Annotated in this window: 14 protein-coding genes; 6 read left to right on the top strand and 8 right to left on the bottom strand. The window is 64.7% G+C overall.

What is annotated here, in order from left to right; genetic code table 11:
* Positions 1 to 129: 129 nt before the first annotated feature.
* From egtD to AC07P1_RS17500, 3 genes are all read left to right on the top strand, one after another.
* Positions 130 to 1,077, top strand: coding sequence for an L-histidine N(alpha)-methyltransferase (gene egtD, locus AC07P1_RS17510; protein ID WP_494697020.1), 948 nt, complete (start codon positions 130 to 132; stop codon positions 1,075 to 1,077).
* 16 nt (positions 1,078 to 1,093) lie between these two features.
* Positions 1,094 to 2,377, top strand: coding sequence for an ergothioneine biosynthesis protein EgtB (gene egtB, locus AC07P1_RS17505; protein WP_494697019.1), 1,284 nt, complete (start codon positions 1,094 to 1,096; stop codon positions 2,375 to 2,377).
* A gap of 287 nt (positions 2,378 to 2,664) precedes the next feature.
* Positions 2,665 to 3,210: a GNAT family N-acetyltransferase gene (locus AC07P1_RS17500; RefSeq protein ID WP_494697018.1), complete on the top strand. Its 546-nt coding sequence runs from the start codon at positions 2,665 to 2,667 to the stop codon at positions 3,208 to 3,210.
* 183 nt (positions 3,211 to 3,393) lie between these two features.
* On the opposite strand, the gene leuA is transcribed toward AC07P1_RS17500, so the two are convergent.
* The 4 genes from leuA to AC07P1_RS17480 form a co-directional block, all read right to left on the bottom strand.
* On the bottom strand, positions 3,394 to 5,088 hold the full coding sequence (gene leuA / locus AC07P1_RS17495) for a 2-isopropylmalate synthase (RefSeq protein ID WP_494697017.1): 1,695 nt from the start codon (positions 5,086 to 5,088) through the stop codon (positions 3,394 to 3,396).
* Between the two features lie 408 nt (positions 5,089 to 5,496).
* Positions 5,497 to 5,871, bottom strand: coding sequence for a PIN domain-containing protein (locus AC07P1_RS17490; protein WP_494697248.1), 375 nt, complete (start codon positions 5,869 to 5,871; stop codon positions 5,497 to 5,499).
* Positions 5,872 to 5,873: 2 nt separating this feature from the next.
* Positions 5,874 to 6,074, bottom strand: coding sequence for a type II toxin-antitoxin system VapB family antitoxin (locus AC07P1_RS17485; RefSeq protein WP_494697016.1), 201 nt, complete (start codon positions 6,072 to 6,074; stop codon positions 5,874 to 5,876).
* A 190-nt stretch (positions 6,075 to 6,264) separates the two neighbouring features.
* Complete coding sequence (locus tag AC07P1_RS17480) at positions 6,265 to 7,038, bottom strand: SDR family NAD(P)-dependent oxidoreductase (protein ID WP_494697015.1); 774 nt, start codon at positions 7,036 to 7,038, stop codon at positions 6,265 to 6,267.
* A 102-nt stretch (positions 7,039 to 7,140) separates the two neighbouring features.
* Between AC07P1_RS17480 and AC07P1_RS17475 the strand changes: the two genes are divergently transcribed.
* On the top strand, positions 7,141 to 8,052 hold the full coding sequence (locus tag AC07P1_RS17475; protein WP_494697014.1) for a LysR family transcriptional regulator: 912 nt from the start codon (positions 7,141 to 7,143) through the stop codon (positions 8,050 to 8,052).
* Between the two features lie 36 nt (positions 8,053 to 8,088).
* Here AC07P1_RS17475 and AC07P1_RS17470 read toward each other — a convergent pair whose 3' ends face one another.
* The 3 genes from AC07P1_RS17470 to senB form a co-directional block, all read right to left on the bottom strand.
* Positions 8,089 to 8,742 carry a hydrolase gene (locus tag AC07P1_RS17470; RefSeq protein WP_494697013.1) on the bottom strand — a complete coding sequence of 218 codons (654 nt, stop codon included), beginning with the start codon at positions 8,740 to 8,742 and terminating at the stop codon, positions 8,089 to 8,091.
* A gap of 268 nt (positions 8,743 to 9,010) precedes the next feature.
* Complete coding sequence (gene selD / locus AC07P1_RS17465) at positions 9,011 to 10,057, bottom strand: selenide, water dikinase SelD (protein ID WP_494697012.1); 1,047 nt, start codon at positions 10,055 to 10,057, stop codon at positions 9,011 to 9,013.
* 28 nt (positions 10,058 to 10,085) lie between these two features.
* Positions 10,086 to 11,063 (bottom strand): selenoneine biosynthesis selenosugar synthase SenB, encoded by a 978-nt coding sequence (gene senB / locus AC07P1_RS17460; RefSeq protein ID WP_494697011.1) that lies wholly within the window; start codon positions 11,061 to 11,063, stop codon positions 10,086 to 10,088.
* A gap of 34 nt (positions 11,064 to 11,097) precedes the next feature.
* Here senB and senA point away from each other — a divergent pair, with 34 nt between their 5' ends.
* Together senA and AC07P1_RS17450 are read left to right on the top strand one after the other, a co-directional pair.
* Positions 11,098 to 12,297 (top strand): selenoneine synthase SenA, encoded by a 1,200-nt coding sequence (gene senA / locus AC07P1_RS17455; protein ID WP_494697010.1) that lies wholly within the window; start codon positions 11,098 to 11,100, stop codon positions 12,295 to 12,297.
* A 58-nt stretch (positions 12,298 to 12,355) separates the two neighbouring features.
* Positions 12,356 to 13,660: a Xaa-Pro dipeptidase gene (locus AC07P1_RS17450; RefSeq protein ID WP_494697009.1), complete on the top strand. Its 1,305-nt coding sequence runs from the start codon at positions 12,356 to 12,358 to the stop codon at positions 13,658 to 13,660.
* Positions 13,661 to 13,798: 138 nt separating this feature from the next.
* On the opposite strand, the gene AC07P1_RS17445 is transcribed toward AC07P1_RS17450, so the two are convergent.
* Positions 13,799 to 15,031: a malic enzyme-like NAD(P)-binding protein gene (locus AC07P1_RS17445; RefSeq protein WP_315218420.1), complete on the bottom strand. Its 1,233-nt coding sequence runs from the start codon at positions 15,029 to 15,031 to the stop codon at positions 13,799 to 13,801.
* Between the last annotated feature and the right edge of the window lie 48 nt (positions 15,032 to 15,079).

The following is a 15,079-nucleotide window of genomic DNA, read 5'->3' as shown; positions in this document are numbered from 1 at the left end:
TGAAAAGCCGCACGGTCATCCGCCATGCGGCGCCTCAAAATGGATATTCAGCTATCATAACAAAAAGTTTGTCTGCGGCAGGGGAGACCACTGGCGGGACACGCACCTTCAGTCAAAGGCAGAGTCACCATGCAAATGTCCCGCCCTCACGGCAGCGATGCGGTCATCGCCGAAATCAGCGCCGGTCTGCTGGCCCCCGACGCCAATACGTCGCCCAAATATCTGTACGACGGCCTGGGCTCCAAGCTGTTCGAGGCGATTTGCGAACTGCCGGAGTACTATCCCACCCGCACCGAGGCTGGCATCTTCGCCGCGCACGGCGCGGACATGGCGCGCGACATCGGCACCGGCACTTCGCTGATCGACCTGGGCGCCGGAAATTGCGCCAAGGCCGCCGGCCTGTTCCCGCTGCTGCAACCGGCGCAGTACGTGCCGGTCGATATCTCGCGCGATTTCCTGCTCGATGCCGTCTCGCGCCTGCAACAGCGCTTCCCGCAAATCGACATGACGCCGCTGGGACTCGATTTCTCCAGCGGCTTCGCGCTGCCGGACAGCGTGCGCCATCGGCGCCGCCTGTTTTTCTACCCCGGCTCGTCGATCGGTAACTTTTCGCCCGAACAGGCCAAGGTCTTCCTGCGCGGCCTGCACGCCAACGCCGGCGACGACGGCGGCCTGTTGATCGGCGTGGACCTGATCAAGGACAGCGCGGTGCTCGATGCTGCGTATGACGATGCGATCGGCGTGACGGCGGCCTTCAACCTGAACATGCTGCGGCATGTGAATCATTTGATCGGCGCCGATTTCGACGTGCGTCAGTGGCGGCACATCGCTTTCTTCAACCAGGAGGAAAGCCGCATCGAAATGCACCTGGAGGCGCGCAGCGCGTTGACGGTGCACTGGCAGGGCGGCGAGCGCCGCTTCGCGCAGGGCGAGCGCATACACACCGAAGACAGTTATAAATATACGCGGCAGTCCTTCGTCGGCCTGCTGGAGCAGTCCGGGTTCGCCACCACCCGTGCCTGGACCGATCCGGCGGGCTGGTTCGCCGTCATTTACGCCCGCGTTATCCGCGACTGACAGGAAGAGACACGATATGGACATGCGTTTGCCGCAGCAGCCACTGTTTGCCCAACTCGGCGCCCGCTTTCACACCGTGCGTCAGCGCTCGCTGCTGCTGGCCGAGCCACTGACCGACGAGGATTGCGGCGCGCAGTCGATGCCGGACGCCAGTCCGATCAAGTGGCATCTGGCGCACACCACGTGGTTCTTCGAGACCTTCATCCTCGAGCGCATGGAGGCCGGCTTCCAGCCCTTCCATCCGGCGTTCCGGGTGCTGTTCAACTCCTATTACAACGGCGTCGGCGAAAAGCATCCGCGCGCGCAGCGCGGCCTGCTGACGCGGCCGGCGATGGCGCAGGTGCGCGCCTACCGGGCCGATGTCGACGCGCGCGTGGCGCGCCTATTGGGCGGCGTGGCATCCGGACTCGATGCGCCGCAACGCGAACAGCTCGAGATGCTGATCGCGCTGGGACTGGAGCACGAGCAGCAACACCAGGAACTGATGCTCACCGACGTCAAACACCTGCTGGCGCAAAGCGCCTTGCTGCCCGCGTATATGGAGGCGGCCATGCCTGCGGCTCCCGTGGCGCCGCAATTGTCGTGGGTGGGCTTCGACGGCGGCCTGACCGAGATAGGCTATGACGGCAACGGCTTTTGCTTCGACAACGAGCTGCCCCGCCACAAGCAGTATGTGGCGCCGTTCCAGCTGGCGTCACGCCTCGTGACCAACGGGGAGTACCAGGCGTTCATCGCCGCCGGCGGCTACTTCAATGCGGCGCTGTGGCTGGCCGAGGGCTGGGATTGGGTGCGCAGCCAGAATTTGAAGTGCCCGATCTATTGGCGACAGGACGACAACGGCGAATGGCGGGAATTCACGCTGCGCGGCGTTCAGGCGCTGGACCCGAACCTGCCGGTGACGCATCTTTCGCTGTTCGAGGCGGACGCCTATGCACATTGGGCCGGCGCCCGCCTGCCCACCGAGGCGGAGTGGGAGGTCGCCGCCGCGCGGGTGGCAATCGACACCGGCGAGCTGCATCCGGCCGGCGCCGGTGCTGCCGCCGTTACCGATCCCGGGCTGCTGCAGATGTTCGGCCATTGCTGGCAATGGACCAGCAGCAGCTACTCGCCGTACCCGGGCTATCGGACCGCGCCGGGCGCGCTGGGCGAATACAACGGCAAATTCATGTTGAATCAGTATGTGCTGCGTGGTTCCTCATGCGCCACGCCCGTCGGGCACGCGCGCGCCAGCTACCGCAACTTCTTCCCTGCCGGCGCCCGCTGGCAGTTCACCGGCATCCGGCTGGCGCGGCAAGTCTGAATGTGGCGCCGCCGTCGCCGTCGTCGCCCAACCGCGCGGCGCCCGGCTGCGAGTCCTGAAATTCATCCTGGTGATGGCTGTGTTGTCCCGGTTTTTGTCCGCGCGTGGCGCGGCGACGGCCGGGCGCCAGTCTCCATAACGGTTTGGTCCGGCCAAAATCCGGACACATAAGCGGCATAAGGCCTGTCATAAATGTCATACGAACGATCTTAATTACCATAAGCCGGTTAAGTTTCATCCGGGCGCCCCTATTCGCTTGCTATTGGTAGTGAGGTAAATGATAATTTATGCATCGTTCGATTCCACTTTTTTATCTTTCTCTTATTATGCCTATCCTCATACGCCGATTAACGCCTTCAGACGCCGCAGCTTTCCAGTCATTGCGCCTTTCCGGCCTTCGTGAAACCCCAACCGCTTTCACCTCCAGCTATGAAGAGGAGTGCAATACGCCTATCCCCGTGACCGAGGCTTACTTCGAATCGGAGGCGGGCCGCAACCGTTTCGGCGCCTTTGACGGCGACCGCCTGGTCGGCATGGTCGGTGTCGGCCGCGAATCGCAGATCAAGCTGCGTCACAAAGCCTACATCCGCGGCATGCAGGTCGATGTCGCCTATCGCGGCACCGGCGTTGGCCGCCAGCTGATGGAGCACGCGATGGAGTTCATCTCGACGATGGAGGGCGTGACCAAGGTCACCCTGGCCGTCACCGTCGGTAACGCGGCGGCGATCACCTTGTACGAATCGATCGGCTTCAAAGTCTATGGGCGCGAACATTGCGCGTTGATCGTCGACGGCGTGCCGTACGACGACGTTCTGATGGATATCCAGCTGTAAGCGCAGGGCGCCACCCGACACCGTCGACGCCAGCGATGGATACTTGCGGCGGGATGAACGTCAGGCTGCTATTGAGAGTAATTCTCATTCATGATGTCTGATGCCAGCCCACGCTGCCCGCCAGGCCCGACCGCTGCACCCGCTACCGGGTCACGGTCGGCCTGAAAAACAAATGATGCGCTCTTAGGCCGCTACCGCGCCTTTGGCTTGCGCCGCTTCGATGGTGTTCAGCTGGCGGTTGACCGCGCTGAGCACCGCCTTGAACGAGGCGGTCAGGATGTTGCTGTCGGTGGCCGCGCCGAACAGGGTCGGGCCGTTGGCCAGGCGCAGTTCGACATAGCAGGCCGCCTGGGCGTTGGCGCCCGAGCCGATCGAGTGCTCGTGATAGTCCATCAGTTTGATGTCCAGGCCGAGCGCGTCGACGAAGGCGTCGATCGGGCCGTTGCCGCCGCCTTGCAGCGCCATCGGCGCCTGGCGGTGGGTCAGGTTGATGTCGATCTGCACCGGCTCGTCGCTGGTGGTGTCTTCCACCATCTTGTGCGAGTTGTAGGCGTACGGCGCGTTCTGTTCGAAGTACTCCTTGCTGAAGATGTCGTAAATGCCTTCGGCGGTGATTTCCAGGCCGGTGGCGTCGGCCACCGCCTGCACGGCGCGGCTGAACTCAATCTGCAGGCGGCGCGGCAGCACCAGGCCGTAATCCTGCTCCAGCAAGTAGGCCATGCCGCCTTTGCCGGACTGGCTGTTGACGCGGATGACGGCGTCGTAGCTGCGACCCAGATCGGCCGGATCGATAGGCAAGTACGGAATTTCCCAGATCGCGCCTTCCTTCTGCTGCGCGAAGCCCTTCTTGATCGCGTCCTGGTGCGAGCCGGAGAAGGCGGTGAATACCAGGTCGCCCACGTACGGGTGGCGCGGATGCACCGGCAACTGGTTGCACTCCTCGACGCACTTGCGCACTTCGTCGATGTCGGAGAAGTCCAGGCCAGGGTGCACGCCCTGGGTGTAGAGGTTCAACGCCAGGGTGACCAGGTCGACGTTGCCGGTGCGTTCGCCGTTGCCGAACAGGCAGCCCTCGACGCGGTCGGCGCCGGCCATTACGGCCATCTCGGCGGAGGCGACGGCGGTGCCACGGTCGTTGTGCGGGTGGACGCTGATGATCAGCGAATCGCGGCGCGCCAGCTTGCGCGACATCCATTCGATCTGGTCGGCGTAGACGTTCGGCGTGCTGCATTCGACCGTCGACGGCAGGTTGATGATCATCTTCTTGTTAGGCGTCGGCTCCCAGATCGCGGTGACGGCGTCGCAGATATGCTTGGAAAAATCGAGTTCGGTGGTGGAGAACGATTCCGGCGTGTATTCGAAGCCCCAGTCGGTTTGCGGGTGCTGCTTGATCAACTCCTTGACCAGGGTGGTGCCGGTGGTGGCGATGTTGGTGATCTCTTCGCGCGACATGCCGAAGACGACCTTGCGGAACACCGGCGCGACCGAGTTATACAGGTGGACGATGGCGCGCTTGGCGCCGGCCGCCGCTTCCACCGTGCGGCGGATCAGTTCATCGCGCGACTGGGTCAGCACGATGATGGTGACGTCGTCCGGAATGCGGTTTTCGTCGACCAGTTTGCGCACGAAGTCGAAGTCGGTCTGCGAGGCCGAAGGGAAGCCCACTTCGATTTCCTTGAGGCCGATCTTGACCAGCAGTTCGAAGAAGCGCAGTTTTTTCTCGGGGCTCATCGGCTCGATCAGCGCCTGGTTGCCGTCGCGCAGATCGGTGCTCATCCAGATCGGCGGCTTGGAGATGATGTTATTGGGCCACTGGCGGTCGGACAATTGAACTGGTGGGAAGGCGCGGTACTTCGCTGCTGGGTTCTGCAACATCATGGGGTGCTCCTGGGTCTTTTAAATTGGGAAGTGCTTGGATGCCTGCTTTGCGCCGGCGCTGCGTGTGGCGAAAGGCTGCCGGGCGGCCACGGAACGCTAGGCCAGGCAACCGATCGGTAGCTTTAGCGGTAGCAGCGCTGGGCCAAACGCACGCGCGTCAGCCCGCGGCGCGATCGAATCGCCGGTGCGGGATGGAGCATGGGTGGCCGTGATGAGCATCGGTGCGGACTTTCCTGGGTTTTGAAGACGGGTGCGGCTTATGGCCGGCACGGGGTGCAGCTGGAACGCGGATTAAGCGCGTGCTAGTAGGCGCGCTGCTAGCGATAGGCTAGCAGACGGCAGCAGGAAAGCGGATAGGTGCAGATGCGAAGTCATAGGCCTTAATGTACGAGATCGGCGGCGTTGCTGTCAAGGGAATTGATGAGCGGCGCCGAAACGCGCTGCTAGTCTGGCAAGGCGTTGGTCCAATGTCCACAGCTTCGCGCCAGGGGTGAGCAGGGTAGATGTCAATAAAACCAGGTCAACCAGCCCGCACCCCAGGCCATACAGCGATTCTCGTTCTATGAATTCCATTGTCTCGCGCAGGCTGGCATGCTGGATCGTCGGCAGTAGCCCCAGGTCGCGCAGGGTTCTTGATCTGGGTGCCGGCGGCGTGCCGCAGGCGAGTTCCCCGACGATCATCGGATGGATGCACGCCAGGTCTTGCCGCAGCAGGACCTCCAGCGCGGTGCTGCGGTGCCGGAAGTGGTCAATCCATACAGAGGTATCGACGAGCACGCCGATCATCAGCTTGGCTCGCCTGGGCGACGGGGCACGTCGGCCATGTCTGGCGCGGTGCCGCCCAACGCTGCCAATCGCTTGGCGGCTTGGACACGCACGAAGGTTTTTATGGCCTCGCGAAACAGGTCCGCCTTGTCCATGGCTGGGTCCGCGACCTCCAGAGCTCGGTTGTAAAGTTCATCGTCAATGGTGACCGTGGTTCTCATGGCGCTCCTGAATCAATTGTGATGTTAAAGCGAATCTATTCTAACATCTCCACAACCGTCCAGATTACCTTTGGTTGTGCTCATGATTAAACCTCCTGATTGACGGAAAAGTACCGCCCGAGAAAGGCCAGCCAAGGATAACCCCGTCCTGATCGAAACATCGTTGCGCGGATCGAGCGTATCGGTCCTGTTAGAGCAGCAGGCCGCCGGAGGCTTCGATGCGCTGGCCGGTGATCCAGCCACCGTCGCCGGTCAGCAGCGCCGTGACCACGCCGGCGATGTCGTCGGCGCCCGCGTTGCGGCCCAGCGCCGTCATGCCGGCCAGTTGCGCGTTCAGGGCGGCGTCGTCGCGTACCTGGCCGCCGCCGAAGTCCGTCGCCGTCGGCCCCGGGGCGACGACGTTGACGCTGATGTCGCGCGCGCCCAGTTCCAGTGCCATGTAGCGCGTCAGCACCTCGACCCCGGCTTTGGCCGACGCGTAGGCGGCGTAGCCGCCGAAGGTGAAGCGGGCCAGCCCCGACGAGGTGTTGATAATGCGGCCGCCATCCTCAATCAGTGGCGCCAGCTTCTGGGTCAGGAAGAAGGTGCCTTTCAGATGGGTGTTGATCATCAGGTCGAATTGCTCCTCGGTGGTGTCGGCCAGTGAGGCGTGGATGCCGCCGCCGGCGTTGTTGACCAGATAGTCGAAGCGCTCGCGTTGCCAAATGTCTTTCAGCGCGGCGCGGACGCTGTCGGCGAAGGCGGCGAACGTGCCGGCGGCGCCTACATCGAGGCGCAACGCTACCGCGCGGCGGCCCAGGGCTTCGATCTCCTTGACGACGGCGGCGGCCTGCGCTTCGCCGTTCAGGTAGGTGATGATCACATCGACGCCACGGGCGGCCAGTTGCAGCGCGTGGCTGCGGCCGATGCCGCGGCTGGCGCCGGTGATGAGGGCGATGCGGGTTGGTGTGGTGGTCGTGTTCATGGATGCTCCGAATGGATGAAAGAAGCCCCACTTTACCGTTCTGTCTATCGGAGATAAATCGTTATAAAATGAATGGACTGTTTCGTCAAAAAGAACAATGGCATGGACCTGAATGAGTTGAGGATATTTAGCCGCGTCGCCGAACTGGCCAGCTTCACCCGGGCGGCCGAGGAACTGGGCATGGCCAAGGGCCGGGTCTCGACGCTGGTGCAGGCGCTGGAGGCGGAGGTGGGCGGGCGCCTGCTGCAGCGGACCACGCGCAGCGTGCGGCTCACGCCCGACGGCGAGGCCTTCCTGGCCCGTTGCAAGGAGCTGCTGACCGAGGCCGATCAGTTGCAGGGGATGTTCCGGCCCGCCGCCGGCGCGCTGCGCGGCAAGGTGCGCATCGACATGCCCGGCATGTTCGCGCAGGAGCTGGTGATGCCGCATCTGCAGTCGCTGCTGGCCGAGCATCCGCTGCTCGACCTGGGGATCAGCGTCAACGACCGCCGCATCGACATGGTGCGCGAAGGCTTCGACGCGCTGGTGAGGATCGGGCCGCTGCCCGATTCCGATATGGTGGCGCGGCCGATCGGCGCGATGGCGATGTGTAACGTCGCCAGTCCGGCCTATCTGCGCCGGCACGGCACGCCGCGCACGCTGGCCGACCTGGCAGACCATCGCATCGTCCACTACGCGGCCAATCTGCGCAGCGACGGCGCGGCGTTTCGCTACGACGTGGACGGCGTGGTGCGCACCGTGCCGATGCGCGCGGCGCTGTCGGTCAACAGCTCGACTTTCCTGCAGGCGGGCTGCCTGAACGGACTGGGAATAATGCAGGTGGCCGTGCCGACCAACCGCCGCCTGATCGACAGCGGCGAGCTGGTCGAGGTGCTGCCGGAATTTCGGCCGCCGCCGATGCAAGTGTCGTTGATGGTGCCGCAGCGGCGCCACATCGCGCCACGCGCGGAGGCGGTGTTCAACTGGCTTATGCAAATCACCCGGCCTGCCATGCTGGATGGCGCGAACGATTAGTCGGCGGGTCGGACGATGCGCCCGACCCGCGGCCGATTAGTGGCCTTCGCCGGCGTTGAACATGGTTTTGGCGTAGATCAGGCCCAGGCCATAGCCGCCGCCGTGCGCGATCGAGGTGGCCACGGTCTCGTTGTAGGTCTCGCCGCGCGCCCAGTCGCGCTGCAGTTCGAGCAGGTACTGCAGCGAGGTCATTGGGCGGGCGCCCAGTTGCACCATGCGTTCGACGGCGCGTTCGTGCGCTTCGTCGGAGACGTCGCCGCTGGCGTCGGTGATGACATAGACTTCGAAGCCCTGGTCGAGCGCCGAGAGGGCGGGGCCGACGATGCATACCGACGTCCACAGGCCGGCCAGCACGATCTTGTCCTTGCCGATGGCGTTGACGCGGTCGGCGATGCGCGCATCTTCCCAGGTGTTCATGGTGGTGCGGTCGATCGCCACCTCGTCGGGGAACACCGATTTGATCTCGTCGAAGATCGGACCGGAGAACGATTTTTCGGCGACCGTGGTCAGGATGGTCGGGACGGCGAAGCCTTTGGCGGCCTTGGCGACCAGCGCGACGTTGTTGCGCAACTGGACCGGGTCGATCGACTTGGTGGCGAACGACATCTGCGACTGGTGATCGATCATGATCAGGGTGTGGTTGGTCGGGTTCAGCAGAGTGTTGCCTGGATTGGCGATGGCGGTTGGCATAATAAGCTCCTAAGTATGTTGAATAATTTCGATAGAGTGGTTCGCGTTTTTCGCGGCTTTTGTATCGCGTTGCTCGCTGCTGGAATGAAGTATCCGCGACGGCAGGGGAAAATAAAAGCGGAAAAATTACGGGTCTATGTTCGAAAATATCGACAATTACTTTTGGATGCGGAAGTACGTGGCATGCGCCGCCGACGGCTCATACATGGCGGATTACGGCTTCGCCTAATCCGCCCTACGTGATTGCGGGGTTATTTCGTTTGCGCGATTACTCGACGCGCACGCGCGCCTCGCCTTCCGCCATGCGGCCGATGACGGCGGCCTCGCCGAAGCCTTCGCGGCGGAATAGTGCCAGGACTTCCTCGACGCTGTCGGCGTCGCACGAGACCAGCAGGCCGCCGGAGGTTTGCGGGTCGGTCAGCAGCATGTGCTGCGCCTGCGAGACGCCCGCGCCCAGGGTCACGTCCTTGCCGTACGCGTCCCAGTTGCGGCCCGAGGCGCCGGTGAAGTAGCCGTCGTGCGCCAGCTGCTCGACACCCGGCAACAGCGGAATCTTCGCCATCTCCAGGTGCGCTTCCAGCTTGGCGCCGCGCGCCAGCTCCAGCAGGTGGCCCAGCAAACCGAAACCGGTGACGTCGGTCAGCGCGTGCACGCCGGCCATCTCCGACAACGCCTTGCCGGGCTTATTCAGCTTGGTGGTGTTGGCGATCATCGCCTTGTAGCCGTCGGCGTCCAGCTTGTCCTTCTTCAGCGCGGCCGACAGCACGCCCACGCCCAGCGGTTTGCCCAGCACCAGCACGTCGCCCGCCCTGGCGTCGGCGTTGCGTTTGACTTTGGACGGGTGCACGAGGCCCAGCACCACCAGGCCGTAGATCGGCTCGACCGAGTCGATGGTGTGGCCGCCGGCGATCGGGATGCCCGCTTCGGCGCAGATCGATTCGCCGCCCTTGATGATCTGGCCGATGGTTTCGATCGGCAGTTTGTTGATCGGCATGCCCACCAGCGCCAGGGCCATGATCGGCGTGCCGCCCATGGCGTAGACGTCGGAGATGGCGTTGGTGGCGGCGATGCGGCCGAAGTCGAACGGGTCGTCGACGATGGGCATGAAGAAGTCGGTGGTGGCGATCAGCGCCTGTTCGTCGTTGAGCTTGTAGACGGCGGCGTCGTCGGCCGTCTCGATGCCGACCATCAGTTCCTTCGGCACCGGGAAGCCGGTCGAATTCTTCAGGATCTCCGACAGCACGCCGGGCGCGATTTTGCAGCCGCAGCCGCCCCCGTGGGAGAAGGAGGTCAGTTTGATAGCGTCGTTGCTCATTTGTTCATTCCTTGGTTGGGCTCATTCGTTAATGCAGCAGATTATCCACTAACTCGAGCAGGGCCGCGCGTTCGGCGGCCGGCGCGAACAGCGGCGCGCGGGCGTCGCACTGGGCGCGCAGCAGCGCGTGGAAGGATGGGTCTTCGATGGTGCGGTCGATCAGACGCGCCAGCGCGGCGGCGTCGCCGGGCGGGAAGTAGCCGGCGTAGTCGTCGCCCAGCATGCCGCGATTGCCATTGATGTCGCTCGCCAGCACCGGCACGCCGGCGCTCACCGCTTCGATGATGACGTTGGCGCCACCCTCCATGTGCGACGTCAGCGCCATCGCGTGGCTGCGCTTGAGGCGCTGGCGCGTGGCGCCGTGCGGCATGGCGCCCAGCCAGCGGTAGCGCGGCTCCTTGCCGGCGGTGACCTGGGCGGCGGTCGCCAGCGCCGGCTCCAGCGCGCCGCCGATATGGATCAGGCGCGCGGACGGCGACGTCACTTGCGAGGCGGCGCGCATGAAGGTGTGCGGGTCTTTTTCGGTGCGCAGGTGGCCGATCATGCAGATGTCCGCGTGCCGCCTGGTCGTCGGAGGCGCCGGCCGCAATGTGGCGGCGGACTGGTAGATGACGTGGGTCTTGGCGTGCAGCGGCGCGGGCAGCACTTGCAGGCCTGCCGCTTGCAGCAGCACCAGCGCGGTGGCCTGGTCCAGCGAGCGCCGCGCGCTGGCGTCGGTGTCGATGTCGCGATACAGGTCGGTGCCGGTCAGCAGCAGGATGGACGGCCGGTCCGGCCAGGCTTGGGTCCAGGCGTCCAGCGAGGGTGCCGAGCGGCGCGCGTGCAGCGCGATCAGCAGGTCGGGAGGCGCGCCCGGCGAGGGCGTGTCGGCGTCTGGCCAGTGCAGGCTGACCGTGACGCGGCAGCGCGTGCGCAGGAAACGCGCCCAGCGGCTGGCGCTTTGCCAGTTGCCGTTGTTGGCGCGTGCCGACGCCGGGCTGACGATCCAGATATGCGGTCGTGTCACTGGTGTTTTGCTTAAAAGTCGTTACAATCGCCCCATGAATTCCAGCCCATCCTCGTTCCGGAACGCCAGTCCGCAGCAATTGGCGCAGTCGCTGCGGCATGCGCGGGATTATACGCTGCTGCTGTTCGATTGCTTCGCCGCCGCCGGCATGGACGTGCCGGCCCGCGTGCCGCAACTGCGCATCATCAATCCGCCGCTGTGGGAGCTGGGGCACATCGCCTGGTTCGCCGAGTGGTTCATCCTGCGCGAGGCGACGTCCAGCCATCCGGCCGACGGCAACGGCAACTGTCTGCTGAGCCGTGGCGACGACTGGTTCGATTCGGCGCTGGTGCCGCACCGCAGCCGCTGGACGCTGGACCTTCCCGGCACCGGCGCGCTGAAGACCTACTGCCACGAAGTGCTCGACCGGGTGCTCGACAAATTGTCGCGCGAGCCCAACACCGACGAGGCGCTGTACCCCTACCGGCTGGCGCTGGCGCACGAAGACATGCACGGCGAGGCGCTGCTCTACACGCTGCAGACGCTCGGTTTGCCGGCGCCGCAGACCGCCGCCGCGCCGGGGCAGGCGATGTTCGCGCCGTCCGAAATCGGATTCCCCGGCGGGACCATCGAGATGGGCAGCGCCGGCGGCGGCTTCGTGTTCGACAACGAGCGCGCCGCGCATGCCGTGCGGGTGGCGCCGTTCACCATCGACAGCAGCCTGGTGACCAACACCCAGTATGCCGATTTCGTCGCCGATGGCGGTTACGACAACCGCCAGTTCTGGAGCAACGCCGGCGCCGAATGGCTGATGCGCCAGGAGCGCTCGGCGCCGCGCCACTGGCAGCGCGACGGCGGCGTGTGGCGCACGATGCGCTTCGGCGAGTTGACCACGCTCGGTGGCGCGGAGCCGGTGCGCCATCTGACCCTGTACGAGGCGCAGGCCTACTGCGCCTGGGCCGGACGCCGCCTGCCGACCGAGGCGGAGTGGGAGTACGCGGCCCTGTCGGGCCATCCGGCGTTCCGCTGGGGGCAGCTGTGGGAGTGGACCTCGACGCCGTTCGAGCCCTATCCGGATTTCGCGCCGGACCGCTATCGCGAATATTCGCAGCCGTGGTTTTCCACCCACCAGGCGCTGCGCGGCGCCTCGTTCGCCACGCAGCCAAGGATGGCCTCCGCCAAATACCGCAACTTCTACATGCCCGAGCGCGACGACATGTTCGTCGGCCTGCGCACCTGCGCCTGGCAAAAGTAGCTACGCGGTTCCATGGTTGCTCTGCTATCCTTTTCTCTTTTTGAAAAGGGCGCACGCCATGAAGTTCAAGCATCTCCCGATCACCGCCACCGTCCTCTGCGCCCTGGGCGTGGCCCTGCCGTCGTTTGCCGCCGACGCCAAGGCGGAAGCCAAAGTGGTCGCCATCCGCGCCGGTAAGCTGGTCGACGTGGTGGCCGGCACGGTGCTCAAGGACCAGACCATCGTCATCACCGGCGAGCGTATCACCTCAGTCGGCCCGAGCGCCTCGGCCAGGATTCCGTCCGGCGCCCAAGTGATCGACCTGTCGTCGCAGACGGTGCTGCCTGGCTTGATCGACATGCACACCCATTTGACCAGCGACGCTTATCTGGGCGGCTACAACGCGCTGGGCGTCTCCGACACGCGCGCCGCGCTGTACGGCGTGCGCTCGGCGCGCAAGACGCTGGAGGCGGGCTTCACCAGCGTGCGCAATGTGGGCGCGGGCGGCTTTGGCGACGTCGCGCTGCGTGACGCGATCAACGAGGGGGATTTCATCGGGCCGCGCATGAGCACCGCCGGCTACGCCATCGGCATCCAGGGCGGCCATTGCGACGAGAATCTGCTGCCGGCCGATAAGAACGTCGTCGGACGCGGCGTGGCGGACGGTCCGTGGGAGGCGCGCGCCAAGGTGCGCGAGATGGCCAAGTACGGGGCGGACGTGATCAAGATCTGCGCCTCCGGCGGCGTGCTCTCCAAGGGGAACGAGCCGGGCGCGCAGCAGTACACCTTGGAGGAGATGCAGGCCATCGTCGGCGAGGCGCACAAGCTTGGCCGCAAGGTCGCCGCGCACGCGCATGGCGCCAGCAGCATCCGCGATGCGATTCTGGCGGGCGTCGATTCGGTCGAGCATGCGAGTTTGATCGACGACGAGGGCATCAAACTGGCGCGCGAGAAGGGCACCTATCTGGTGATGGATATTTACAACGACGATTTCATTCTGCAGGAAGGCGAGAAGGCCGGCATGCTGCCCGAGTCGATCGCCAAGGAGAAGGTGATCGGCCAGCTGCAGCGCGATAACTTCCGCAAGGCGTTCACCGGCGGGGTGAAGATGGCGTTCGGCAGCGATGCGGGCGTTTACCCGCATGGCGACAACGCCAAGCAGTTCGCTTACATGATTAGGTACGGCATGACGTCGATGCAGGCGATCCAGGCGGCGACCATCAACGCGGCGGATTTGTTGGGGTGGAAGGACAGGGTGGGGTCGATTGCGGCCGGCAAATACGCCGACATCATCGCGGTCAAGGGGGATCCGGCGGAGAACGCGACGGAGTTGACCAAGGTGTCGTTTGTGATGAAGGGTGGCGAGGTGATACGTGGGCGGTGACGTTCGCGTGGCGTCACCGTGGAGACACGTAGGGCGGATTAGCGTAGCGTAATCGGCCATGCATGAGCCGTCGTTGACGCATGCATGGCCGATTACGGCGTTCCGCCTAATCCGCCCTACGTGTTTCCGAGACGGCTATCAGATCAGCGATTCGGCCAGATCGGCCAGGTCGTTCGCGTAGTCGATCTCGATCAGCTCTTTACGCGCGACGCCGCTGCGGTACGCGGCGGTGGCGATCTTCGGCGTGACGCCGCGCAGCAGGCGCGGGTCCAGCAATCCAGGCACCACGTAGTCCTTGCCGAAGCGCGCGTCGGCGCGCGCCATGTCGGCCAGCGCCACCACGCAGGCGCGCTTCATCTCCTGGTTGATCGTCGAGGCGCCGCAGTCGAGCGCCGCGCGGAACAGATACGGGAAGCACAGCGCGTTGTTGATCTGGTTCGGATAGTCCGAGCGGCCGGTGGCGATGATGGCGTCGGGCGCCACTTCGCGCACCAGTTCCGGGCGCAGTTCCGGCTCCGGATTGGCCAAGGTGAAGACGATCGGATGCGCGTTCATGCGCGTGATGTCGGCTTGCGACAGCACGCCCGGACCGGAGACGCCCAGGAAAACGTCGGCGCCTTCCATCACCTGCGACAGTGTCGTCGCGTCGGTGTTGCGCGCCCACGCGGCTTTTTCGCCGTCCAGCGCGCGCGCGGTGGTCAGCACGCCCTTGCTGTCGCAGACGAAGATGTTGTGCTTTTGCGCGCCCAGGTCGACCAGCAGGTCGAGGCAGGCGATGGCGGCCGCGCCGGCGCCGGAGCAGACGATTTTGACGGTGGCGATGTCGCGGCCCGTCATTTCGATCGCGTTGAGCATGCCGGCGCCGACGACGATGGCGGTGCCGTGCTGGTCGTCATGGAACACCGGGATCGACAGGCGCTCGCGCAGCTTGCGCTCGATGTAGAAGCATTCCGGCGCCTTGATGTCTTCGAGGTTGATGCCGCCGAAGGTCGGGTGCAGCGCGGCGATGATCTCCACCAGCTTGTCCGGGTCGGTCTCGTCGATCTCGATGTCGAAGGCGTCGATGCCGGCGAATTTTTTGAACAGGACCACTTTACCTTCCATCACAGGCTTGCCGGCGAGCGCGCCGATGTTGCCCAGGCCGAGCACCGCGGTGCCGTTGGTGATGACGCCCACCAGGTTGCCCTTGGCGGTGTATTCGTAGGCCTTGGCCGGCTCGCGCTGGATTTCCACGCAAGGGGCGGCGACGCCGGGCGAATAGGCCAGCGCCAGGTCTTCCTGGGTGCCGACGCTCTTGGTCACTTCGATGGCGATCTTGCCGGCCTTGCCGGCGCGGTGATAGGCCAGTGCTTTCTGTTCGATGGTGCTCATATTGTCCTTATTTTTGGTGACGCTCTATATGCGAAAAACGCCCGCACG

The sequence above is a fragment of the Duganella sp. GW821-FHT07F09 genome (genome assembly GCF_059418705.1).
Note: the sequence above shows the minus strand (reverse complement) of the source record. Positions and strands in the feature narration are given on the sequence as shown.

Coding starts and splice junctions, on each gene's coding strand:
- egtD (WP_494697020.1), top strand. CDS start 130: ATGCAAATGTCCCGCCCTCACGGCAGCGATGCGGTCATCGCCGAAATC.
- egtB (WP_494697019.1), top strand. CDS start 1,094: ATGGACATGCGTTTGCCGCAGCAGCCACTGTTTGCCCAACTCGGCGCC.
- AC07P1_RS17500 (WP_494697018.1), top strand. CDS start 2,665: ATGCATCGTTCGATTCCACTTTTTTATCTTTCTCTTATTATGCCTATC.
- leuA (WP_494697017.1), bottom strand. CDS start 5,088: ATGATGTTGCAGAACCCAGCAGCGAAGTACCGCGCCTTCCCACCAGTT.
- AC07P1_RS17485 (WP_494697016.1), bottom strand. CDS start 6,074: ATGAGAACCACGGTCACCATTGACGATGAACTTTACAACCGAGCTCTG.
- AC07P1_RS17480 (WP_494697015.1), bottom strand. CDS start 7,038: ATGAACACGACCACCACACCAACCCGCATCGCCCTCATCACCGGCGCC.
- AC07P1_RS17475 (WP_494697014.1), top strand. CDS start 7,141: ATGGACCTGAATGAGTTGAGGATATTTAGCCGCGTCGCCGAACTGGCC.
- AC07P1_RS17470 (WP_494697013.1), bottom strand. CDS start 8,742: ATGCCAACCGCCATCGCCAATCCAGGCAACACTCTGCTGAACCCGACC.
- selD (WP_494697012.1), bottom strand. CDS start 10,057: ATGAGCAACGACGCTATCAAACTGACCTCCTTCTCCCACGGGGGCGGC.
- senA (WP_494697010.1), top strand. CDS start 11,098: ATGAATTCCAGCCCATCCTCGTTCCGGAACGCCAGTCCGCAGCAATTG.
- AC07P1_RS17450 (WP_494697009.1), top strand. CDS start 12,356: ATGAAGTTCAAGCATCTCCCGATCACCGCCACCGTCCTCTGCGCCCTG.
- AC07P1_RS17445 (WP_315218420.1), bottom strand. CDS start 15,031: ATGAGCACCATCGAACAGAAAGCACTGGCCTATCACCGCGCCGGCAAG.